This window comes from Schaalia sp. HMT-172 (assembly GCF_030644365.1).
Classification (GTDB): Bacteria; Actinomycetota; Actinomycetes; order Actinomycetales; family Actinomycetaceae; genus Pauljensenia.
The window spans coordinates 2,385,417-2,407,419 of the sequence record NZ_CP130058.1; the positions used below are offsets into that span (position 1 = coordinate 2,385,417).

At 67.6% G+C, this 22,003-nt stretch carries 21 protein-coding genes; 12 read left to right on the forward strand and 9 right to left on the reverse strand.

Features of this window, described 5'->3' with window-relative positions:
- Positions 1-262: 262 nt before the first annotated feature.
- The 5 genes from QU663_RS09985 to QU663_RS10005 all read left to right on the forward strand — a co-directional run bounded on the left by QU663_RS09985 (position 263) and on the right by QU663_RS10005 (position 5,988).
- Positions 263-2,287, forward strand: coding sequence for a copper-translocating P-type ATPase (locus QU663_RS09985; RefSeq protein ID WP_365977994.1), 2,025 nt, complete (start codon positions 263-265; stop codon positions 2,285-2,287).
- 81 nt (positions 2,288-2,368) lie between these two features.
- On the forward strand, positions 2,369-2,596 hold the full coding sequence (locus QU663_RS09990) for a hypothetical protein (protein ID WP_021611991.1): 228 nt from the start codon (positions 2,369-2,371) through the stop codon (positions 2,594-2,596).
- A 178-nt stretch (positions 2,597-2,774) separates the two neighbouring features.
- Positions 2,775-3,065 (forward strand): metal-sensitive transcriptional regulator, encoded by a 291-nt coding sequence (locus QU663_RS09995; RefSeq protein WP_009054594.1) that lies wholly within the window; start codon positions 2,775-2,777, stop codon positions 3,063-3,065.
- Between the two features lie 15 nt (positions 3,066-3,080).
- On the forward strand, positions 3,081-3,326 hold the full coding sequence (locus QU663_RS10000) for a heavy-metal-associated domain-containing protein (protein WP_009058929.1): 246 nt from the start codon (positions 3,081-3,083) through the stop codon (positions 3,324-3,326).
- Positions 3,327-3,411: 85 nt separating this feature from the next.
- The gene (locus QU663_RS10005; protein WP_304990578.1) at positions 3,412-5,988 is read left to right on the forward strand and encodes a heavy metal translocating P-type ATPase; all 2,577 of its coding nucleotides are present in this window, start codon (positions 3,412-3,414) and stop codon (positions 5,986-5,988) included.
- Between the two features lie 708 nt (positions 5,989-6,696).
- Here the strand turns inward: QU663_RS10005 and QU663_RS10010 are convergent.
- The 4 genes from QU663_RS10010 to QU663_RS10025 form a co-directional block, all read right to left on the reverse strand.
- A complete protein-coding gene (locus tag QU663_RS10010; RefSeq protein ID WP_021611850.1) occupies positions 6,697-8,244 on the reverse strand; it encodes a DUF2079 domain-containing protein in 1,548 nt (515 codons plus the stop codon).
- The gene (locus QU663_RS10015; protein WP_034481273.1) at positions 8,241-9,089 is read right to left on the reverse strand and encodes a glycosyltransferase; all 849 of its coding nucleotides are present in this window, start codon (positions 9,087-9,089) and stop codon (positions 8,241-8,243) included. Before QU663_RS10015 ends, QU663_RS10010 begins: the two co-directional genes overlap by 4 nt.
- A 91-nt stretch (positions 9,090-9,180) precedes the next feature.
- On the reverse strand, positions 9,181-10,062 hold the full coding sequence (locus QU663_RS10020; RefSeq protein WP_021611852.1) for a DUF5926 family protein: 882 nt from the start codon (positions 10,060-10,062) through the stop codon (positions 9,181-9,183).
- Between the two features lie 283 nt (positions 10,063-10,345).
- Positions 10,346-11,944 (reverse strand): xylulokinase, encoded by a 1,599-nt coding sequence (locus QU663_RS10025; RefSeq protein WP_021611327.1) that lies wholly within the window; start codon positions 11,942-11,944, stop codon positions 10,346-10,348.
- Between the two features lie 255 nt (positions 11,945-12,199).
- Between QU663_RS10025 and QU663_RS10030 the strand changes: the two genes are divergently transcribed.
- On the forward strand, positions 12,200-12,442 hold the full coding sequence (locus QU663_RS10030; RefSeq protein ID WP_021611326.1) for a ribbon-helix-helix protein, CopG family: 243 nt from the start codon (positions 12,200-12,202) through the stop codon (positions 12,440-12,442).
- Positions 12,426-12,689 carry a type II toxin-antitoxin system RelE/ParE family toxin gene (locus tag QU663_RS10035; RefSeq protein WP_021611325.1) on the forward strand — a complete coding sequence of 88 codons (264 nt, stop codon included), beginning with the start codon at positions 12,426-12,428 and terminating at the stop codon, positions 12,687-12,689. Before QU663_RS10030 ends, QU663_RS10035 begins: the two co-directional genes overlap by 17 nt.
- Here QU663_RS10035 and QU663_RS10040 read toward each other — a convergent pair.
- On the reverse strand, positions 12,655-12,834 hold the full coding sequence (locus QU663_RS10040) for a hypothetical protein (RefSeq protein WP_021611324.1): 180 nt from the start codon (positions 12,832-12,834) through the stop codon (positions 12,655-12,657). The genes QU663_RS10035 and QU663_RS10040 overlap by 35 nt on opposite strands.
- A 173-nt stretch (positions 12,835-13,007) precedes the next feature.
- Between QU663_RS10040 and QU663_RS10045 the strand changes: the two genes are divergently transcribed.
- The 3 genes from QU663_RS10045 (at position 13,008) to QU663_RS10055 (ending at position 15,184) form a co-directional block, all read left to right on the forward strand.
- The gene (locus QU663_RS10045; RefSeq protein ID WP_021611323.1) at positions 13,008-13,310 is read left to right on the forward strand and encodes a hypothetical protein; all 303 of its coding nucleotides are present in this window, start codon (positions 13,008-13,010) and stop codon (positions 13,308-13,310) included.
- A gap of 15 nt (positions 13,311-13,325) precedes the next feature.
- Entirely contained in the window at positions 13,326-14,678 is a 1,353-nt protein-coding gene (locus QU663_RS10050) for a C2 family cysteine protease (protein WP_021611322.1), read from the forward strand.
- Positions 14,679-14,851: 173 nt separating this feature from the next.
- Positions 14,852-15,184 (forward strand): hypothetical protein, encoded by a 333-nt coding sequence (locus QU663_RS10055; RefSeq protein ID WP_021611320.1) that lies wholly within the window; start codon positions 14,852-14,854, stop codon positions 15,182-15,184.
- 54 nt (positions 15,185-15,238) lie between these two features.
- On the opposite strand, the gene QU663_RS10060 is transcribed toward QU663_RS10055, so the two are convergent.
- On the reverse strand, positions 15,239-15,850 hold the full coding sequence (locus QU663_RS10060) for a TetR/AcrR family transcriptional regulator (protein ID WP_021611319.1): 612 nt from the start codon (positions 15,848-15,850) through the stop codon (positions 15,239-15,241).
- A 127-nt stretch (positions 15,851-15,977) separates the two neighbouring features.
- Here QU663_RS10060 and QU663_RS10065 point away from each other — a divergent pair, with 127 nt between their 5' ends.
- A complete protein-coding gene (locus tag QU663_RS10065; protein ID WP_021611318.1) occupies positions 15,978-17,162 on the forward strand; it encodes an alpha/beta fold hydrolase in 1,185 nt (394 codons plus the stop codon).
- Here QU663_RS10065 and QU663_RS10070 read toward each other — a convergent pair.
- Together QU663_RS10070 and serS are read right to left on the reverse strand one after the other, a co-directional pair.
- Positions 17,119-18,036, reverse strand: a complete 918-nt coding sequence (locus QU663_RS10070; protein WP_021611317.1) for an HAD family hydrolase — start codon at positions 18,034-18,036, stop codon at positions 17,119-17,121. The two genes, QU663_RS10065 and QU663_RS10070, sit on opposite strands and share 44 nt — an antisense overlap.
- The gene (serS, locus tag QU663_RS10075; protein WP_021611316.1) at positions 18,033-19,310 is read right to left on the reverse strand and encodes a serine--tRNA ligase; all 1,278 of its coding nucleotides are present in this window, start codon (positions 19,308-19,310) and stop codon (positions 18,033-18,035) included. Before serS ends, QU663_RS10070 begins: the two co-directional genes overlap by 4 nt.
- Before the next feature lie 256 nt (positions 19,311-19,566).
- Between serS and QU663_RS10080 the strand changes: the two genes are divergently transcribed.
- Positions 19,567-20,886, forward strand: a complete 1,320-nt coding sequence (locus QU663_RS10080; protein WP_034480710.1) for a diacylglycerol kinase family protein — start codon at positions 19,567-19,569, stop codon at positions 20,884-20,886.
- Between the two features lie 69 nt (positions 20,887-20,955).
- Here QU663_RS10080 and pheA read toward each other — a convergent pair whose 3' ends face one another.
- Positions 20,956-21,963, reverse strand: coding sequence for a prephenate dehydratase (gene pheA / locus QU663_RS10085; protein ID WP_021611523.1), 1,008 nt, complete (start codon positions 21,961-21,963; stop codon positions 20,956-20,958).
- Positions 21,964-22,003: the final 40 nt, after the last annotated feature.

Consider the following 22,003-nt stretch of genomic DNA (forward strand, 5'->3'; position numbering starts at 1 on the left):
ATCGTTTTTACCCATCATCTCGACCCCGACCGGGTTGAGCGAAAGGAACGTCATGAGCACTCCCCACCATTCCGGTGATCACCACGGCGATCACCCCGCTCCGGAAACAGACCACACCCACCACCCGGATCATGCCAGCCACGAACATCACGCAGATGCCGACACCCACGGCCAGGCGATGCACCACGGTCACCCGCACTCCGTCCTGGACGAAGACCACCAGGTTCATGGTCACGGCGAACACGCCGGGCACAGCACCGCAATGTTTCGGGAACGCTTCTGGTGGTCACTGATTCTGTCCATTCCCGTCGTTATTTTCAGCCCCATGGTCGCCCACCTGCTCGGCTACCCCCTCCCGGCATTCCCCGGATCCACCTGGGTTCCCCCGGTACTGGACACGATTATCTTCGTCTACGGCGGAACGCCTTTCCTCAAGGGCGGATGGAAGGAAGTGAAATCCCGCCAACCCGGGATGATGCTCCTGATTGCCATGGCCATCACCGTGGCGTTTGTCGCCTCCTGGGTCACCACTCTGGGGCTGGGCGGTTTTGACCTGGACTTCTGGTGGGAGCTGGCCCTGCTGGTGACCATCATGCTGCTGGGCCACTGGCTGGAGATGCGCGCTCTCGGGGGTGCGTCCTCCGCGCTTGACGCGCTGGCTGCCCTGTTGCCGGATGAGGCCGAGAAAGTCATCGATGGGACCACCCGCACCGTGGACATCTCCGAGCTGGTCGTCGGCGACGTCGTGCTGGTGAGGGCCGGTGCCCGGGTGCCGGCCGACGGAACCATCCTCGAGGGAGCCGCCGAATTCGATGAGGGGATGATCACCGGCGAATCCCGTCCCGTCTTCCGCGACACCGGTGACAGGGTGGTCGCCGGTACCGTGGCCACCGACAACACCGTCCGCGTCCGGGTGGAGGCTACCGGCGGGGACACCGCCTTGGCCGGGATCCAACGCATGGTTGCCGACGCACAGGAGTCCTCCTCCCGGGCCCAGGCCCTCGCGGATCGGGCGGCGGCGTTGTTGTTCTGGTTCGCGCTGATCTCTGCTCTGATCACCGCGGTGGTGTGGACCGCCATCGGCAGCCCGGACGATGCTGTGGTGCGCACGGTCACGGTGCTGGTCATCGCCTGCCCGCACGCCTTGGGCCTGGCGATTCCGCTGGTCATTGCGATCTCCACCGAGCGGGCCGCGAAATCCGGGGTGCTCATCAAGGACCGGATGGCGCTCGAGCGGATGCGCACCATCGACGTGGTGCTCTTCGATAAAACCGGCACCCTGACCGAGGGCGCGCACGCGGTCACCGGTGTCGCGGCAACTGTCGGCGTCACCGAGGGCGAGCTGCTGGCCCTGGCCGCCGCCGCGGAGGCCGACAGCGAGCACCCCGTGGCCCGCGCCATCGTGGCGGCCGCGGCCGCCCATCCCGAGGCCTCTCGTCGGCAAATCCGTGCAACTGGTTTCAGCGCCGCCTCCGGCCGGGGGGTCCGGGCCACTGTCGATGGCGCTGAGATCCTCGTGGGCGGGCCGAACATGCTGCGCGAGTTCAACCTCACCACCCCGGCCGAGCTCACCGACACCACCAGCGCCTGGACCGGGCGTGGGGCCGGTGTGCTCCATATTGTCCGCGACGGTCAGATTATCGGTGCGGTGGCCGTCGAGGACAAGATCCGCCCCGAATCCCGCGCCGCTGTGAAAGCCCTGCAGGACCGCGGGGTGAAGGTCGCGATGATCACCGGTGACGCGCAGCAGGTGGCCCATGCGGTTGGCCAGGACCTGGGGATTGATGAGATCTTCGCCGAGGTCCTGCCCCAGGACAAGGACACCAAGGTCACCCAGTTACAGGAGCGTGGCCTGAGCGTGGCCATGGTCGGCGACGGTGTCAACGACGCCCCGGCCCTGGCCCGCGCCGAGGTCGGTGTCGCCATCGGGGCCGGCACGGATGTGGCGATGGAATCCGCCGGAGTGGTCCTGGCCAGTGACGATCCCCGGGCAATATTGTCGATGATTGAGCTCTCGCAGGCCAGCTACCGCAAGATGATCCAGAACCTCATCTGGGCGTCCGGTTACAACATCTTGGCCGTGCCCCTGGCCGCCGGCGTGCTCGCCTCTAGCGGCATTCTGCTTCCCCCGGCCGCTGCTGCGGTGTTGATGTCGCTGTCGACGATTGTGGTGGCGCTTAACGCTCAGCTGCTGCGCCGGATTGATCTGGACCCGGCCCGCCTGGCTCCCACCAGTCCGAAGGAGGAACACACCACGCCTACTCCGGCATCCACCGCCGTCCACTGATCCACCACTTCTCTCCACTGCCCCCATATGACCCTGAAAGGCTCCACATGAAGCGCACCCTATGTTCTTTCCGCTCTCGCCGTGGCCTCCACCCTGGCGCTGGCCGCCTGCAGTAAGGCCACCGAGTCAGGCAACACCGACGCCACCACCTCGGCCGCCAGCACTGCGACGACTACCGCTGAGACGACCGAGACCATGATGGCGACGACTGAGGCGGACGGGGAGATCTCCGCCGATTACAACGACGCGGACATCATGTTTGCCCAGATGATGATCCCCCCATTACCAGCAGGCCGTGGAGATGAGTGAGATGCTCCTGGCCAAGGAGGGTATCCCCGCCCAGGTCGTGGAGTTTACCCAGGGGGTTATTGTGAACTGCGGGCCGGGACTGGGCGCGCCGCATTGGGGGATGCGTGTCGCCACCCCCACATCGCTCGTTGACGACACCCCCTTGACACCCATACCCCCTAGGGGTACACTCAGTCTCATGAGCAACGAGCACGGCTACCACGGCAACACCGAGAATCACCTCGCGCGCCTGCGCCGCATCGAGGGCCAGGTCCGCGGCCTGCAGCGCATGATCTCGCAGGGCGATTACTGCATCGACATCCTCACGCAGGTCTCGGCCGTGCAGTCCGCGCTCGACTCCGTCGCGGTTAACCTGCTCAAAGACCACATGAACCACTGCGTCGTCACGGCGGCGCGCGAATCCGACGAGGCCGCGCAGGCCAAAGTCGACGAGGCGGCCGCGGCTATCGCGCGCCTCATCAAGTCCTAATAACAAGGAGAAACCATGACCACCGAGATCGATCGCACCATCGAACTGTCCGTCGACGGCATGACCTGCGGCCACTGCGTGATGAGCGTCAAAGAAGAGCTGGGCGAGATCCCCGGCGTCAAGAACGTCGACGTCATCCTCAACTCGGGCGCCACCTCCAAGGTGACCGTCCTGACCGACACCCCCCTGGACGACGCGGCGCTGAGCGACGCGGTGTCCGAGGCCGGCTTCACATTGACCGGCATCTCGCGCGACTTCTGAGGACTTCCACGCCTCACCGACGAGGCCGGGACACCTTCCCCGGCCTCGTTTCCTTTCGCCCGATACATACCCCCGGAGGGTACCTATGTCCACTGATTCCATGACGCACGACCACACAGCTACCGCCTCTTCGCACGGGGCATCCCAGGCCTCGGCCCCCACCCCCCAGGTGGGCGAGGGCACCCGCACCCACGCCGCCGACCTGCGCCGCCGCCTCATCATCTCCGCGCCCCTCGGCATCCTCGCGATGCTCCTGTCGATGGTTCCCGCGTGGCAGTTCACGGGGTGGCAGTGGGTCGTCGCGGCAGCCTCGATCCCGGTGGTCACGTGGGGGGCGTGGCCCTTCCACCGGGCGGCCTTCGCGGCCGGGCGCCACGGGTCGACGACGATGGACACGCTCGTCTCCCTCGGCGTCATCTCCTCCACGCTGTGGAGCTGGTGGGCCCTCCTGTGGGGCGGCGCCGGAATGCTCGGGATGCGCATGCAGATGAGCCTGATCCCGCGCGCGGCGCACGCCGGCCACGCGGAGATCTACTTCGAGGGCGCATGCATGATCGTCGTGTTCCTGCTGACGGGCCGCTACCTGGAGGCACGCGCACGCTACCGCGCGGGCGACGCGCTGCGGTCGCTGCTGCGCATGGGCGCCAAGGAGGCGACGCTCGTGACCGTCGACCCCGCGACCGGCGAGCGCAGCGAACAGGTCGTGCCCGCCTCGTCCCTGCAGGTCGGGGACCTCTTTGCGGTGCGCCCGGGCGAGAAGGTGGCGACCGACGGCATCATCGTCGAGGGCTCCTCCGCCCTGGACACCTCGCTCCTCACGGGCGAATCCGTGCCCGTGGACGCCGCCCCCGGCGACGCCGTGACGGGCGCGACCGTCAACACGTGGGGCTCCCTGCTGGTGCGCGCCACCCGCGTCGGATCCGACACGACGCTCGCGCAGATCGGGCGCATGGTCGCCGAGGCCCAGGCCGGCAAGGCCCCCGTCCAGCGCCTCGCGGACCAGATCTCCGGCGTGTTCGTGCCGATCGTCATCGTCGTTTCCCTGCTGACCCTCGCGGGGTGGCTGCTCGCGGGCGGCGGCGTACAGGCCGCGTTCACGGCGGCCGTCGCCGTTCTGGTCGTCGCGTGCCCGTGCGCACTCGGCCTGGCCACACCCACCGCGATCCTCGTCGGGTCGGGGCGCGCCTCGCAGCTCGGCATCCTCATCAAGAACGCGGAAATCCTCGAACAGACGCGCTCAATCGACACCATGCTCCTGGACAAGACGGGCACCGTCACCACGGGCGTCATGTCCCTCGAGTCCGTCGCGGTCGCTCCCGACGCGGGCGGCTCCCCTGAGGTGGACGAGGCCTCGGCCCTGTCCCTGGCCGCCTCCGTCGAATCCCTCTCCGAACACCCCGTCGCCCGCGCGATCACGTCGGGCGCATCCTCCCGAGGTGTCTCTCTCGTCCCGGTGACCGCGTTCGCGAACCAGCCCGGACTCGGCGTCGTCGGCATCACCGCCCAGGGCGGCGTGCTAGTCGGCCGCCCGTCGTGGCTCGCATCCCTGGGCATCGACGTGCCCGCTTCTCTCCTCGACGCCGTCCGCGGGGCCGAGGCCTCGGGCGCCTCCGCCGTCGTCGCGGCGCTCGCTCCGGGCCTGGGCGCCTCGGCAACCTCGTCCCCGGCCGTCGCTGCCTCGCCCGAGGCGCATGCGCCCGTCACGCTCCCCGGCCCCAACGCGGATCTGCCCCTCGCGACGCTCACCATGAGCGTGGGCGGCATGACCTGCGCGTCCTGTGTGCGCCGCGTCGAACGCAAGCTCGGCAAACTCGACGGCGTCAAAGCCGAGGTCAACCTGGCCACGGAATCCGCGCGCATCACGCTCACCACCCCGCACACCGACGAGGAACTCGAGGCCGTCGTGAATGCTGCCGGCTACTCCGGCACAGTCACCTCCCGTTCTGAGGCCACGACCGCCGATGGCGCACCCGCGGCTGGCGACAGCGCGACCGGGGATACCGGTACCCCCACCCAGCCCGGCACCACCCCGGGCGCGGGCGAGAGCGAGGGGGCCACGGCCTCGTCCCTGGTGATTCCCGAGCGCGTCGAGGGCAGCGCGATCGCCGCTCTCGTCGTGCGCGACACGGTCAAGGAGTCGTCGGCTGATGCGATTGCTCAGCTGCGCGAGCTCGGCATCGAGCCGATCCTCCTGACAGGCGACAACGAGGCTGCGGCCCGACACGTCGCGGATCAGGTCGGAATCAACCGCGTCATCGCGGGCGTCCTGCCCGACGGCAAGCGCGACACGGTCGCCTCCCTTCAGGCCGAGGGCCGCACGGTCGCGATGGTGGGCGACGGCGTGAACGACGCGGCCGCCCTCGCGCAGGCGAGCACGAAGGGCCTGGGCATCGCGATGGGCTCGGGCACGGACGTGGCGATCGAGGTCGCGGACATGACGCTCATGAACTCGTCTCTGACCTCGGCGGCGACCGCGATCCGCGTCTCGCGCCGCACCCTGCGCATCATCAAGGAAAACCTGTTCTGGGCGTTCTTCTACAACGTGTTGATGGTGCCGCTGGCGATCGCGGGGCTGCTCTCCCCCATGCTGGCCAGCGCCGCGATGGCCTGCTCGTCCGTGTTCGTGGTCCTCAACTCGCTGCGACTGCGCACGGCGAAGTAGCCGCACGCGCGGCATCAGTGCCGCGTGGCCGGGCGTCCGGCTGCGTGGCACTTTCGGCCCCTACCCCATCGGTGCTCGCCACCTGCAATGCGGGCGCGGCCTCACCCCGTGCCCCTCACTGTCAACAGTTCATACCGCGCACCCTCGACGATGCGCACAGGCCCACTCTCTAGTCCCAGCCACACACAGCACCTTGACCAGCAAATCCGAACACGATTGTCGGCTAGTACACACGTTTCATTCATGCGCTGAGCTTGTGCCACATCAGCGTCTTTCCACTCAGCGTTCAACCGTTGAACGAAGCGTCTACCTGCGTTCATCGAGGAGCATCCACATGTCCGATTCACCGCCGACAAAGGGCGACCAGGAACTCGCCGTACGCGACTGGCTCAACCGGGCCAGCGAGGAACAGGATGGCCAAGATAACCAGCATCTCTACAGACGTTGCCAGTCCTACATTCTGAACATCTTGCAAGTGCTGGATCCAAAGAGACTTCAGCAAAGATCGCAACGGCAATTGGCATGTTGCTGACCGAGCAATGGATGATCTTGATTAACCCGGGGAAATGAGGAGGATCGTGGGTCTAAGCAACTGAGTCGAAACAAACTGGACGAGGCCCCGGAGACATCCATGAGCTCCACACACGTGTAGTTCTGTCGATCCGCATGGCTTACGCCGAGCTTCACCGCTGCGCGGCACCTGCCGCATTACGAGGTGCGGCGGGCGACGCGGAAGCCCTGTTTGGCGTAGACGGTCTCGTAAGAGTGGCCGGGGTGCGCGGCGGACGCCCACGACTCGGCGTCGACCTGCTGGCCGCCCCACGCGTAGGAGCGCACATCGATGACGACATACTCCGGAGGGGTATCCATGGTGCCGCTCGTCCCCACCCAGTAGACCTCGCGCCCGGGCACCAGCCGGGCCAGCAGCGTCGTGTCGGTTTCGACGCTCGCCCCCTCGGGGACGGCGTCGAGCGCGCCTTGGGCGGCCGCCATGCGCGGGTCCTCCGTGAGAGTGGGCAACTGCCACAGGGGCAGCGCCGAGGCCGTGATCGCCAGAGACAGCGCGGGCACGCAGGCCACCGCCCACGCGGCCGCGCGCCGGCGTCGCGTCGCCGAGGCCGTGGCAACGTGATCGGTGCGCAGATCGTTGAGCGCATCCTCTCCCACAGCCTCCGCCAGCGCCGAGGCGGACGCCGAACGAGAGGCGCGCTCCGGCGCGAGCCACCGGTTGATCACGTCAAGCAGGGAACAGGCGGCGATGGGAACCAGCACGGCGTTGTAGTGCCACGAGTCCCACACGTAGTAGGTATCGACGGAGCCCGCGAATCGCCAGGCGAGCGTCGGCAGGACGAGCGCGAACCAGGGCGAGCTCGCGCCGACGAAGCCGGCCCCCGCGAGAAGAACGAGGAGCGTCGCAAGCTTGACAGGGGGGGTCGTCAGGATGTCCCACAGGGAGGGGACCTCGTGCGCGGTGGTCGAACCGCCCATCGGCGTGCCCGCCCCGGTCGCGGACCCGTCGAGGGAGTAGGCCCACGTGCCCGCGGGATTCATGGCGGGCAGCAACAGCTTCACCGTCACCACAAACGCGACGATACCGAACAGCGCGTATGCCAGGCCCCGCAGGACCGCGGGCCGACCCTCGCCGCGCCTACGCCACGTGATCGCCAGGCCAGCCATGAAAACCGTGAGACCCAAGTCCTCCTTGACGAGGACCAGCGGAGCCAGCCACGCCATGCATGCGCCCCACCGCCGCTCCACGAAGGCGACGCCCCCGAGCGCCAACAGCGGAACCGCCACGCAGACCTCGTGAAACTGCGCACCGACTGCGCCCTGCAGCCCCCAGCCCAGCCCGTAGACGAGCCCGACGAGGAGCGCGCCACCTCGACCGAGGAGGCGCTGCGCCAAGCGCGCGACCGGCACGACCGACGCGGCGATCAACACGTCCTGGACGACGAGAAGCGTGAGCGCCGAGGGGAAGAGCCGATACACCGGCCCCAGCAGCGCCAGGATCGGATGGAAATGATCGCCCAGCAGGTTGTAGCCCGGCCCCTTGATGGGGACGATGGGCGCCTCGAAGCGCGAGTACGCTTGGACGGCCTCGGCGAAGATCCCCAGGTCCCAGGAGGGCACGACGAGCGCGCGCCACTGGGCCACAGAATAGACGACGTAGAGCGCTCCTACGGCGCACGCAATGACGGTGGGCAGCCACCAGGTCGCAACGACGCGCCCTACGGCTAATCGATCCGGGCGCTTCACCCGACCATCTCCGTCCGGCGCCCTCCGGGAGAGTCGGCCGCGTCCGCCTCATCGCGCGACGAGGCCGGGGCCGGGTAGGGCACGCCGATCCCCTGCTCGTGGTCGGCTCGGCGCTTCGATCGAGCGTCAGAGTGGAAGACCTGGCTGACGGTGGCTCGCACCGCGTCGAACATGCGCGCCGGGCGATTCAGGGAGCCCAGCGATCGGTCCGCGCCCGAGTGCGTGAAGTTGCAGGGGACCTCCATGACGGACAATCCTGCGCGCAGGACGCTGATCGTCATCGCGGCCTCGAGCGCGTAGCGTCCCGCGAAGGGCATGGCCGCGTCGATGGCCTCGCGCGTCAGGCACCGCTGGTAGCTCAGGGGGTAGTGGCAGTACCAGCCGGTCTTGCGGCGGATGAGGCGGCGCACCACGGCGGGGCCGTAGCCCGAGTACTCGCGGCCGGTGGCCGGGACGGCGATCGCCATGTCGACCTGTCGGGCGAAGACGGCCTCGACCAGGGCGGTGGCCTCGACGGCGGAGTCGCCCAGGTCGGGCGAGAGGAGAAGGATGTGGCGGGGCGGCCCGTCGGGGCGGTCGCGCATGGCGGCCACCTTCACGCCGGTCTCGATGGCCGAGGCGCGCCCACGCTCGACGGAGTGGCGCACGACGACGGCGCCCGCGGCTCTGGCGGCCCGCCCGGTGTCGTCGGTGGAGCCATCGTCGACGACAATGAGAAGGTCAACGCCGGGTATAGCGCGGCACGCGCGCACGGTGGCGGCGACGGCGCGGCCGACATTGTGTGCAGCGATGACGGCGGCGACGCGCTGCGGGTGGGATCCTCGCGATCCGCTTGGATAGTTCACGACTAACAGTCTACGGGCGGCGTGGGCACTCTCGCGCCCCGCCGCCCGTAATGTGAGCGACAAGTCTGCCTAAACGGTAGGTAAAAACTCGTCAGCGGATCGTCACGGCGCGGGACACGAGGCCCTGGCGCGCGCGGCGCTCCTTATCATCCAGACGCTCGGTGACCTTCAGGGCCTCGGCGAGGGCCTCGGCGAGGGCCTGCGTGCCGGGCGCGACGTCGGCCGCGCTGGCGCGCTCGGGCAGCTCGAAGACCGGGACGATGAGGCCGCACGCGCGGAAGGAGCCCACGTAGCGCGAGCCCTCACCGACGTTAGCCTCGCCGCGCGCGGCCAGGCGGGCCAGCGCGTCGAAGAGCTTGGCCTCGTCGTTGTCCGTCAGGAAACGCACGAAGTTACGGTTCATCTCGCACCAGTACGCGCCGGGGACGCCGGGCACAGGCTCGGTCGGGATGATCTCGTCGCGGTTCTGCTCGAGCGCGCGGCGCGTCTGGTCGTCGATCTCCTCGGCGGGGTCGAACCAGAAGGAGAAGTCCTCCTCGAGCTTCATGTCCGTGAAGCTGTCGAGGTCGAGGATGTCCTGGAGACGCTCGGACGGCTCGCGCACGTCGATCGAGATGACGCCCTCGTCGCCCGCCTCCTTCGCGGCGATCGCCGCGAGCAGCGCGGCGCCCGCGTCGTGGCTCAGATCCGCAGAGTTCGAGCGGGTCTGCAGCGCGACGAGGATGCGGCCGTCGGGGCGCACCATCGCGGGGTGCCCCTCGGGCAGGAGGGTGACGAAGTCGAATTCGACGGCGCCGTGGTCGGCGTCGGTGCGTGCGGTCAGCGTCGCCGCCGGGATGAGCTCGCGCATAGCGACCAGCTCGATCTCCTTCGGCAGGCCCTCGTAGGGGCGCGCGACGAAGGGGATCGGCGGGCGATACGCCTTGAGCTTGGCGGGATCGGTGACCTTCTTACGGCGGCTAGCTTTACCCATGGGAGTAATCGTAGCGGGTTTCGCCGACGAGGCCGGGGCTGGGCGAGCCGGTCCCCTCACCCCACCCTCCCCACACTCCGTCCCACCCTCCCCACACTCCGTCCCGCCCTCCCCCAAAGTCGCATGCAATTTGGCTCCCCTACTTTTTATTAGGTATCTAGAATTGCCTGGAATTTCAACGATCTGATTTCAATGTTTGAAATAGCTCGCGTGGAATTGCATGCGACATTTTGGGGTAAGCATCCGCGGAGGCGGCGGGTACCGTCAGCGGCCGCGGGCCTCGTCAGCAGCCCCGGGCGATGACCTCCACGCCGGGCAGGGACGCGCGGTAGGCGTCGAGGAAACGCTCGTACCCGGCCACGCCCTCGGCGGTGGGCTCGAGGGTCGCCACCGAGGCGCCCGCGAAGACGCGCTCAGAGAGGTACTCCGGCAGCGCGAGGCCAGCCTCGCCCCCCGCGAGGATACCGCGGTAGCGCGCGAGGACCGCGATGCCCCACGCGCCACCCTCGCCCGCGGTGTCACCAACTGAGACTGGGATGTTCAGCGAGTCGGCGAGGATCTGCTGGGCGACACCCGGGGTCTTGAACAGGCCGCCGTGGGCGAAGAGCGAGTCGAGGCGCACCCCCTCCTCGCGCAGGATGTCGACGCCGATGCGCACGGCCGCGAAGATGCTCATGAGCTGGGCGCGTACGGCGTTGGCGAGGCTCGCGCGCGCCTCGGCGGTGTGCGTGAAGACCGGCTGCGCGGCCTCCTGGCCAACGAGCGGCTCGGCGGACAGCGTGTTGTAGGCCATGACGCCGCCCGCGTCGACCTCGCCGGTCAGCGCGTGGTTGTAGAGCGCGTCGTAGATCGCGGGGACGCTCACGTCGGCGCCGACGAGGCGCGCGAAGTCCGCGAACCAGCCCACCCACGCGTCAATCTCGGACGCGCCGTTGTTCGAGTGAACCATGGCGACAGGCGAGCCGTCGGGCGTCGTCACCATGTCGATCTCGGTGTGCAGCTGCGCGAGGGAGCGCTCGAGGACAGCCATCAGGAAGACGGAGGTACCGCACGAGATGTTGCCGGTACGCTGGGCGATCGCGTTGGTCGCGATCATGCCGGTGCCCGCGTCGCCCTCCGGCGGGCACAGCGCGATGCCGGGCCGCAGCGTTCCGGTCGGGTCAATGAGGGCCGCGCCCTCGGGGGTCAGTATGCCTGCGTCCTCGCCGGCGCTCAGCACAGTCGGGAGGATGTCGCGCAGACGCCACGGGACCAGGCCCTCGACCATGGCCTCGTACTGATCAAGGTAGGACTCGACGTAGGTTCCCGTAGTCGAGTCAATCGGGAACATGCCCGAGGCGTCGCCGACGCCCAGGACGTGGCGGCCCGTCAGCTGATGATGGACCCACCCGGCCAGCGTCGTCAGGCGAGCAACGCGCGGCGCGTGCTCCTCGGAGTCGAGGACCGCCTGGTGCAGGTGCGCGATCGACCAGCGCAGGGGGATGTTGAAGCCGAAGAGGCGGGTGAGCTCGTCCGCGGCGCGACCCGTGTTGGTGTTGCGCCACGTGCGGAAGGGCGCGAGCAGGTTGTCGTCCGCGTCGAAGGCGAGGTAGCCGTGCATCATCGCGGAGATGCCGATCAAGCCGTAGGACGTGGGGGTGACGTCGTAGCGCTCGCGCACGTCAGCGACCAGGGAGGCGTAGGCGCTTTGCAGGCCGGCGACGACCTCGTCGAGGCGATAGGACCACAGGCCGCCCTCCAGGTGGTTCTCCCACCCGTGGCCGCCGGTGGCGAGCACCTGGTGGTCGGGTCCGATGAGGACGGCCTTGATGCGGGTCGAGCCAAACTCGATGCCGAGCGCGGTGTCGGCGGCGGCGATGGCGACGCGGGGGTCGGTGCTCATGGGTGCTCCTAGGGTCTTCATTGACGAGGCCGGGGCCTGGAATGCGCTAACGGTAACACTTTCGCGCACGCTAGGATAGCGACCTTTCGCCCTTTATCGGACACTCTGTTCGCTATTCGTCTCTTGATCCCAGATTATCAGGCGTTGATAGCATTTTGACGACCATGTCATTCCCGACTCATCGAGCATCACATACTCTTCCAACTATTTCCAAAGAGAGATAGACTACGCGTAGTCACTATTTGAGGAGGACACATGTCTACGGCACGGGTTGCACGCTCCGTCAAGCTCGATCCCGAGATCGACGCCCGCCTCACAGCCCTCGCTGAGCGGACGGGACGAACGAAGTCGTTCTACATGAATCGCGCCATCGAGTCAGCGCTCGAAGAGATCGAGCTGGCCTACTCACTACAGGCGGAACTCGAGGACATTCGCAGCGGCCGAGCCACATCAGTGAGCCTCGACGAGGCGGTGACGACCCTTGGCCTGGAGGGCTGAGCTGTCGCCGCGCGCACTGAAACAGCTCAGCAAGCTCGATAAGCCGACCGCAAGACGCATCATCGACTATCTCCGCGAAATCGCGAGTGGCGAGGATCCCCACTCGCAAGGGAAGGAACTGACCGGCAACCTCGCTGGCTTCTGGCGATACCGTGTCGGCAACTATCGGATTATTGCTTCTATCGAAGATGACGAGCTATTGATCCTCGCCATCACCATCGATCACAGGTCTCAGATCTACCGCTGAGATACTGAGCGCCGAAGCCTGCGATGACGAGCTCGCGGGCGCGGTCGATGGCGGCCAGTTCCTTCTCACTCAGCGCCTTGGCGGCGCTGCGACGGATGAAGGTCAGGACGACGGAGGCGTAGACGTCCGAGGCCAGGGGGAGCACCTCGTCGTCGACGCGTCCGCGCGCCCAATCGGTAAATACCGAACAGCACGTCCAGCAGTACGCGTGCGGACCCCCTGCTATCGCCGAGGCTCCAACCTGAGCTTGAAAGCGATTCGCACCGCGTGATAGCCTTCCCGAACACAGCGACAACGGCACGCGATGATAGGGAGATTATGTCCACGGACCTTCAGATCAACCCTGACGACATCACGAAGGCTGCGAACGTCCTGGACGCAATCGGCGAGGCCACCGACGGCATCCAAGTGCCACCGTCTCCCAGCCCCAGCGCACTCGGAGGCCTAGCCATGAGCGCTGGGAATGCCCGATTTGTGCGAGGCGTGGATGTTCGACGCGAACGCATCCGGCAATGGCACGCCATGACCTCAGAAGCACTCAATGACACGAGTCGACACAGCGTCGATCAGGACGCCGCCTGGGCGTCGGCGTTTACACGCGACATCGCGATCCCCCTGTGACAGCAAGGACCCCCAATGACTAACTTTGTGTCGTGGATCAACGATGTGCCCGGTCAGTCAGGAGCGATTTTTGCTGCGGCGGCTGCCTGGAAGCAGGTAGGACAGCAGATCGCTTCAGCCGCCGACGATATTTACGCCGTTGATGACGCACTCTCCTCATGGGTCGGATTCGCGAGGGCCAGCTTTCATAGGTCATCTAAGCGCACCTATCACAGGTATCTGAACCTGGGAGAGGGCATCATCGACGGCGCTTCCGTCCTCGAGAAGCAAGGCTGGACAGTAGACTCAGGGCAGCGCTATATCGAACAGCTCCGCTACCACGCCGAGAAACTTGACCAAGAGTTTGCCAAGACCCCTGCCGCACTCCGGCCCCTCGTCTACCAGGAGCTGTGCGTGCAGGCAGCTGCCCTCGCCTTCGCCGCCTACGCTAAGATTATCGAGGTCAAACAGGCGACCGAGCAGCACGGCCAGGAACTCGCTCAGACGTTCCACGATGAACCCATCACTGTCGATCAGTCCGGAAATCCAACCGAGACCGGTCAGCGCGCGCATTTCACTGACACGCAGATTGACCAGATCAATGCCGATCTTAACGACCTACTCAACGGTTCCTTCGACTTCTCAGGAATGAAGCAAGGCAATATCGGTGATTGCTACTACCTCTCTTCACTGATGGGACTTGCTCAATCACCCGAGGGACAGGAACTCCTCGCGTCACTGATCGAACCCCACTACGATGCGTCTAAAACACACATTGACGGCTACTACGTCACTATCTTTAACGATCCCGCCGATCCAACCCGCTCTGGCACACAACGGATCCTCGTCCACGACTACTACCTCAATGGCGTCACGCAGAACGGCCAAGTCACGGTCTATTCGCTCATGGAAGCAGCCTATGGGCAAGCTCATGGCGGAGGTGCGAACGACTCAGGACAACCGCATTACGGCATGTCCGGAGGCTGGAGCGAAAAGGCTCTCCACACGCTGACACAGCACACCGGATACACCCTTCGTTCCGATGAAGGATCACCTGATTACACGCCCAGCGAGCGCGCCCGCATCCAAGCGGCGAGTAGCCAGCACCTCCCCATCATCGCTGAATCAGCCACGAGCCTCGAACAGTACGACAACCAGCGAATGGCGACGGTAACCGTGACCACGAGCAACGGAACGACCGCTGACATCAGGCTCTACCAGTCACACGCGTATACCGTTACCGCTTCCGACGAGAACGGTATCACCCTGTGCAATCCGCATGGGACGAATCCCGGAACACAGGGGGAAAGCCAACCCGCCACCTTTACAATGTCGTGGGAGGATTACGAACGGTACTTTGGCGCCACCACAATTGGCCGAACATCATGAAGCATTATCTGCCCGTCGTAGCGGCATTCGCCCTTGCCAGCTGCACCCCGGTTGTTCCTACCCCGACTCCAACGGCCAGCCCTACCACGGCCTCGCCAACGCCCACCGCCACGGGAACGGCATCCCCTCTTCCCACACCCGCACCCACACTCACGCCCACGAAGGATAGAACCATGGCGCCATGCGCAGGAGAAGTAGTATCGGTCGACGAAGTCGCAGTTTTCCGGCCGCACCCGGATAAGCCGGAGCCTTCCTACGTGTGGACCGGGTTTCGCATCGTAGACGGCGTCATGACCGCAACCGTCGTCGGAGGCTACGACGCGACGGAGTACCCAGACGGCTACGTGAACGCCGTCGATGTCACCGTCGGAGAAACACTGGAGCTGCCGCACGCGGGCAGGGCCACCCTCCTCGACGTGATGCCGGCCAGTGCTCCGGGAGCACACGGCACCGTCACCTTCTGCTGGGAGCCTTCCCCGGAACTCCTGTCGACTCCGTCGGCGTGACGTCGGGGCGTCGTCTCACCCCACTCACGCACATCGCCTGGGCGGCAACGGCGCTCACTGCCCCACCGGAGCCGCGCCGAAGCCCGCGATGAAGAGCTCACGCGCGCGGTCGATCGCTGCCAGCTCCTTGTCCGTCAGCGGCTTCGTGGCGCTGCGACGGATGAAGGTGAGGACGACGGACGCGTAGACGTCCGCGGCCAGTGGAAGCACCTCGTCGTCCACGCGACCACGGGCCCAATCGGTAAATACCGAACAGCACGTGCGATACAGCTGCTCATGCAGGTCGCCGTCACCTCCCACGCGGATCGCCAGCAGGGTTGTCAGGGCCTGCCCATTGCGCGCGTACACGTCGGCAAGGTGGCGGGCGATGGCGCGGGCGTCGCGTCCCTCGCCGAACCACAGGCCCTCGAGGGCAGGGGCGATCTCTTCGAGGAGGAAGGACACGACCTCGGCCAGGAGGGCGTCCTTGTCGGTGTAGTGGTCGTAGAAGGTCGTGCGCGACACCATCGAGGCGGAGCAGATGTCGGTGACGCTCACATGCGCGTAGGGCTTTGCCTGGCACGCCTTGATGAGGCCCGAGCGGATCGCCCGACGCGTCTTCCGGATGCGCAGATCCAGGTTGTGCTCGGCCTCGCGCCCGTGCTTATCCGCACTCCGCAGGAACATGTCTCTCCGATCAGTTTTCCTTTATTAATGGGCTTATCCTACGCATAGCGTTCGCGTCGTCCAGTATCCAACACACCGTTTGTTATTGTACGGTCCGCCCTAGCTGTGAAGGCGATAGCGTCGAGTTATGTTCACCGAGTACACCGGCAATCGCCAATTCGACCTGCAGCTCAACCGGACCTTCGCACCGATCCTTGATCGCCCCGGAATGGACAAGGTCGCAGCCACCACGCTCCCCCACCTGCGCACAACAAAGAAGATCACGGCGTTGGCCCAGCACCTCGCCGATCGCTTCGAGTCGCAAGGGGATGCGGATGCCGCGTGGCGCCTCTACGAGCTCGCGGCCTTCTACCTGGGCGCCGGCGACCCGCGCAAGGGGCGCTTCATCGGCGCCATGTCAGCCGCCTTCGACGAGGCCCACCGAGGCCTCGCGCTCACCCGTCACGCGGTGCCCTATCGCGGCAGGGAGCTCACCGCGATGCGTTGGGAAGCGGACCCGGCGGACCGCGTGCAAGCCCCCGAGGGCACCCCGCGCACGGTCATCATGATGAACGGCTTCGACGGGTACGCCGAGGAGATCATCGACTTCGCGTCCCACTTCCCGGCCCGCCCCTTCGACATCATCGCCTTCGACGGGCCCGGCCAGGGGCACACGGTGCTGACGGGCATGCCCCTCGAGCCCGAGTGGGAGCACCCGACGGAGGCGGTCTTGGATTACTTCGGGGTGACCAGCGCGGCCGCCCTCGGCGTGTCCTTCGGCGGTTACCTGGTGATGCGTGCGGCCGCCCACTGCCCGCGCATCAGCCACGTGATCGCCTTCGACATGATGTATCGGCTCCTGGACGGCCTGACGCTGCCACTGCCTCGTCCCCTGCGCCCCATCGCGGACGCAGTCATCGGGAACCCGAGGCCCGAGTGGCTCATCGACACCGCGCTGGGGATGGCCTCACGACTCAGCGCGGATCTGGCGTGGAAGCTCCAGCAGGCGCGGCACCTCACGGGACTGCACCGGCCCAGCCAGGTATTGCACGCGTTCGGCGAGTACACGATGGAACCTTTCGAGGGGCGCATCACCCAGCCGTGCCTGGTCCTGGCCGGGGACGCCGACCAGTACGTGCCCTTCGAGCGCCTGGGCGATGTGCGCCGAGCGTTGCGCAGTGCGGAGTCCCTGGAGGTACGCGCGTTCCGTCGCGCGCAGGACCCGGACATGGCGCAGCACTGCCAGATCGGAGACCTTGACCGCGCCTTCGCGATGATGGGCGACTGGCTCAGCGGCCGGCAACCCCGCAGCGGCGCAGAAGAGCGTGCATGACGGCGGCGGCGCCGTCGTTTTCGACGGCGGCCGTCACGTGATCGGCGTGGGCGCGCACTTCCTCGGAGGCGCCCCCCATGGCGACGCCGAAGGCCGCCCACTCGATCATCGCGATGTCGTTCGTGCCGTCCCCCACGGCGACGGTCCCGGCCGCGGGAACCCCCACTCGCGCCCGCAGCGACTCCAGCCCGGTTGCCTTGGTCACGCCGAGCGGCTCAATGTCCGCCCAGGACGTCCAGCCGACGAACACCTCGTGGGTGCGCGACACGTCCAGGGAGGCCAGGATCCGATCGAACTCCTCGCGATCCATGTCGGCGGCGCGCACGACGATCTTCGGAGTGGGCGTGGAGGCCAGCTCCTCCATCGACACGATGCGGTGATCGCTGCCCTCGATCTCGTTGTTCGGGAAGGGAGCGGACAGCAGAATATCGGGGTGCGGCATCGACGCGAACACCGAGCCGGGCACGGCCGAGGCGATCTCCTCTAGGATCGGGCCGGGCACGAAGGTGTGCTCCTCGACGATCTCGCACGTCCCGCCGCTCACGCGCACGAGGGTCGCGCCGTTGTTACACAGCGCCCACCCGTCCGTGAACTCCAGGGCATCGAGAACGGGAATCACGCCCTCGAGCGCGCGACCTGACGCGATGAGCACGTGGGCGCCCGCGTCGGCGAGGCCGTGGATCCCCTCCAGGACGCGCGGCGTCGCCCCCGCGGGGGTGAGGATCGTGCCGTCGATGTCGAGCGCAACCAGGACCTGGCCCGCCGACGTCGGAAAGTCGGCGGGCAGGGCGGCCGAGGCCTCGTCGAGGAGCTCCTCGAAGGGGCGGGCCGCCTCCCCGGTGGAGGGGACCGTCAGGAAGCGCTCTTGGCTCATCGAGCGACCGGGGTCAGGACCTCGAGTCCGCCCAGGTAGGGGCGCAGCGCCTCGGGCACGTAGATCGAGCCGTCCGCCTGCTGATGATTCTCGAGGAAGGCGACGATCCAGCGGGTCGTGGCCAGCGTGCCGTTGAGCGTGGCGACCGCGGTCATGCCGCCCTCGCGACGCTCGCGAATGCCGAGGCGGCGCGCCTGGAACGTCGTGCAGTTAGAAGTCGAGGTGACCTCCATGTAGCGCTCCTGAGTGGGAAGCCACGCCTCGCAGTCGAACTTGCGGGCGGCGGAGGTGCCCAGGTCGCCGGCGGCCGTGTCGATGACGCGGTAGGGCAGCTCGACCTTGGCGAGCATCTCCTCTTCCCAGGCGAGGAAGCGCTGGTGCTCCTCCGCAGCGTCCTCGGGGCGGCAGTAGCTGAACATCTCGGCCTTGTTGAACTGGTGGACGCGGATGATGCCGCGCGTGTCCTTGCCCGCGGAGCCGGCCTCGCGGCGGTAGCAGGTGGACCAGCCCATGTAGCGCTTAGGGCCGGCGCTCAGGTCGAGGATCTCGTCGGCGTGGTAGCCGGCGAGGGCCACCTCGGACGTGCCCGTCAGGTACAGGTCGTCGGCGGGCAGGTAGTAGATTTCGTCGGAGTGCTCGTTGAGGAAGCCGGTGCCGCCCATGATCTGCGGGGTGACCAGGGTCGGGGTCATCATCGGCACGAAGCCGTTGGCGAGCGCCTGGTCCATGGCCATCGTCATGATGGCCAGCTCGAGGCGGGCGCCGATGCCCTTGAGGTAGTAGAAGCGCGCGCCGGACACCTTCGCGCCGCGCTTAGTGTCGATCGCGTCCAGGCCCTCGCCGAGCGCGAGGTGGTCCTGGGGCTCGAAGCCCTCGGCCGCGAAGTCGCGGGGGGCGGGGCCCTCGTGGCGTAGGACCACGAAGTCGTCCTCGCCGCCGACGGGCACGCCGTCGACGATCAGGTTGGGCAGGAGGCGGGCCAGGCGGTCGGCCTCGGCGTCGGCGGCGTTCGCGGCGGCCTCGGCGGCCTTGACCTGCTCGGCGAGCTCCTTGGCCTTGGCCAGGATCGCCGGCCGCTCCTCCTTGGAGGCGCGTCCCACGGACTTGGAGACCTCCTTTTGGGCGGCGCGCAGCGTCTCGAAGGACTGCAGGGCCTCGCGGCGGGCGGCGTCGGCCTCGATGATCTCATCGACGAGGCCGGGGTCGGCTCCGCGGGCACGCTGGGAGGCGCGGGCGGGTTCGGGGTTGTCACGCAGGGCACGCACATCAATCATGCGTCCCATCCTATGCCAGGTGGGCGCGCCGTGTCCCCTACCACCCCGACTGTGAATTCAACACAACAGGTCAGGGTTATGCACAAACTACACCGGCGAGAGTTCTCAAAAGCCTGAAAGTTATCCACCTTTGGTGCATAACCGTGTGGATAACACGACGACAAGCACGCGTCAGCACGACTCTTATGACACGGAGTACAACGAAAAGCCACTGAACACCTCATCCACAGGCCGACCGCAGGCTAGGCTTGTGCACATGGACGGAATATACTGGGCACTCGCAGCCTCCGCCGGAGCCGGAGCGATCGGAGTCGCGCGTCTGGCAACCGCCCTCACCCGCCGGCATCGCCGCCGCCGCGCCCTCGAGGTCCCCGCATCGGTGGACGACCCGACGCGAGGACGGCCGCGTCCCTGGATCATCATGAACCCCTCCAAGCACGAGGACCCCCAGGCCTTCAAGGATCGCCTCAACCGCAAGGCCAAGGAACTGGGCATCGACCACGTGCACTGGCGCGAGACCACGCGCGAGGACCCGGGCACCGGGCAGGCCGTTCTCGCCCTCGAGGAAGGGGCCTCCGTCGTCATCGCCGCGGGCGGAGACGGAACCGTGCGCGCCGTCGCCGCCGGCATGGCCGGATCCGGCGTGCGCATGGGCATCATCCCCGTGGGCACCGGCAACGTCCTGGCCGGCAACCTGTCCATCCCCGAGGATCCCGAAGCGGCCCTCGCCATCGCGCTCGACCGCAACCACCGCGCCGTCGACCTCGCGTGGGTGCGCGTCGAAGACGCCACACAGAAGACGGATCAGCCAGCCGAGGGCGGCCTGCGCCTCGCCGCGCGCGCCGCGCTACACCCCGAGGCGACTCTTCAGGACGGGGCTACCCCGGCCTCGTCGATCGAGCCGCGAGCGGACGAGTATGCCTGCCTCGTCGTGGCAGGCATGGGCTACGACGGCGAGACGATGGCCGACACCGACCCTGAGCTGAAGAAGCGCATCGGGTGGATCGCCTACGTGTGGGCGGGCCTGGGCGCGATGGGCGCCCCGCGCATGAAGGCACGCTTGACCCTGCGCTCGCCCGTGGCCCCCACCCCCGACCCGCTCGGCGTCAGCGATCAGCTGGCGGGCACGACCCTGGACGAGGCCGGGGGTGCTCGCGCTGAAGCCCCGCACTCGCCCGCGGACGAGATCACCCGCGTCGAGGCCCGCTCGGTCATGTTCGCGAACGCGGGCGAGATGAAGATGCTGGTCCTCGCGCCCGACGCGGAGCTGTCCGACGGCCTCGTCGACGTCATCGCGGTCGACGCGCACGCCGGCCTGCTCGGCTGGGCGGACGTCACCTGGAAGATGCTCGGACAGCTCATCGGCCTGCGCCCGATCAACCTGCCGGTCTCGACCGGCACGGTCGCATTCCGTCAGGCGAAGGGCGCCTCCGTCACGGCCGAGGAGCCGCAGGTGTGCCAGGTCGACGGCGACGCGATCGGCCTGGCCCACACAATGCACGTTCGCATGCAGGCGGGCGCGCTGGACGTGGCCGTCCCGGCCGAGCGCACGTGGATGGAGCTGCTGCCCGGCTGAGCCCGAGCCCTCGCGAGGCCCGCCAAGCCGGGCCCGCGGGCGCCAGCAGGGGGCGTCAGCAGGGCGGCGTCAGGCCAGGGGCCACGACGGGGCCCTGCCCGCCGCCTCGCCCGTGCCGTCTCCCCCGCGCAGCAGGTCCGCGACCCACGCGCGACCCGCGCGGAAGGCCTCGTCCGTCGTGCCGGGGATGACCTGCGCGCGCACGCCGTCGACGCGCGGGTAGGAGCCCATGAAACGCACCTCCGGCGAATAGCGGTGCAGGCCCACGAGGGCCGCCTGGACGCGCTCCTCGCGAATGTGGCCGACGATGTCGATGCTGAACGTGTAGTTGCCGAGGCCATCCCCGCTGGGTCGCGACTCGATGCGCGACAGGTCGACGCCGCGCGCCGAGAACTGTTCGAGGAGGGTCAGCAGAGCGCCCGACTCGTTGACGGGCAGGGCCACCTGGATGGTCGTCTTGTCCGCGCCGGTGGGAGGTGGGACGGCGCCGGGGCGCGCCACCAGGACGAAGCGCGTGACCGCGCCCGGGTTGTCGGCGACGTCCTGGTAGAGGGCCTCGAGGCCGTAGGTGTTGACGGAGACCGCGTTACACAGGGCAGCATCGAAGGAGGCGTCCCCGTCCGAGAGGAGCTCGGCGGCCGCCGCCGTCGACGTGGCGGGCACGTGGATAGCACCCGGGAAGGTCTCCTCGACCCAGCCGCGGCACTGCGCCCACGCGTGGGGGTGCGTACCGATGCGGCGGATGTCCTCGGCGCGCGTACCCGGCAGGACGGCGAGCTGGAAGACGACGTGCACGTGCATCTCGGCGACGATGACGAGGGGGTCGCCGTGCGAGAGGGAATCCAGCGTCGCGTTAACGCCGCCCTCGATGGAGTTTTCGATCGGGACGACGGCCCGGTCGGCCTCGCCGCGGCGCACCGCCGCGAGCGCCTGGGGGGCGCTCGTCATGGGCAGGAGGACGGCTCCGGCGGGGGCGACCTGGTGGACGGCCTGTTCGGTAAAGGTGCCGAAGGGGCCGAGGAAGGCGATGCGAAGCTTGTCACCGAGGGGCGCGGGGCCGGGAATGTTCGTCGTCATGGTGTCAAGGGTATCGACACGCCCCGGGGCCCGGCACTCG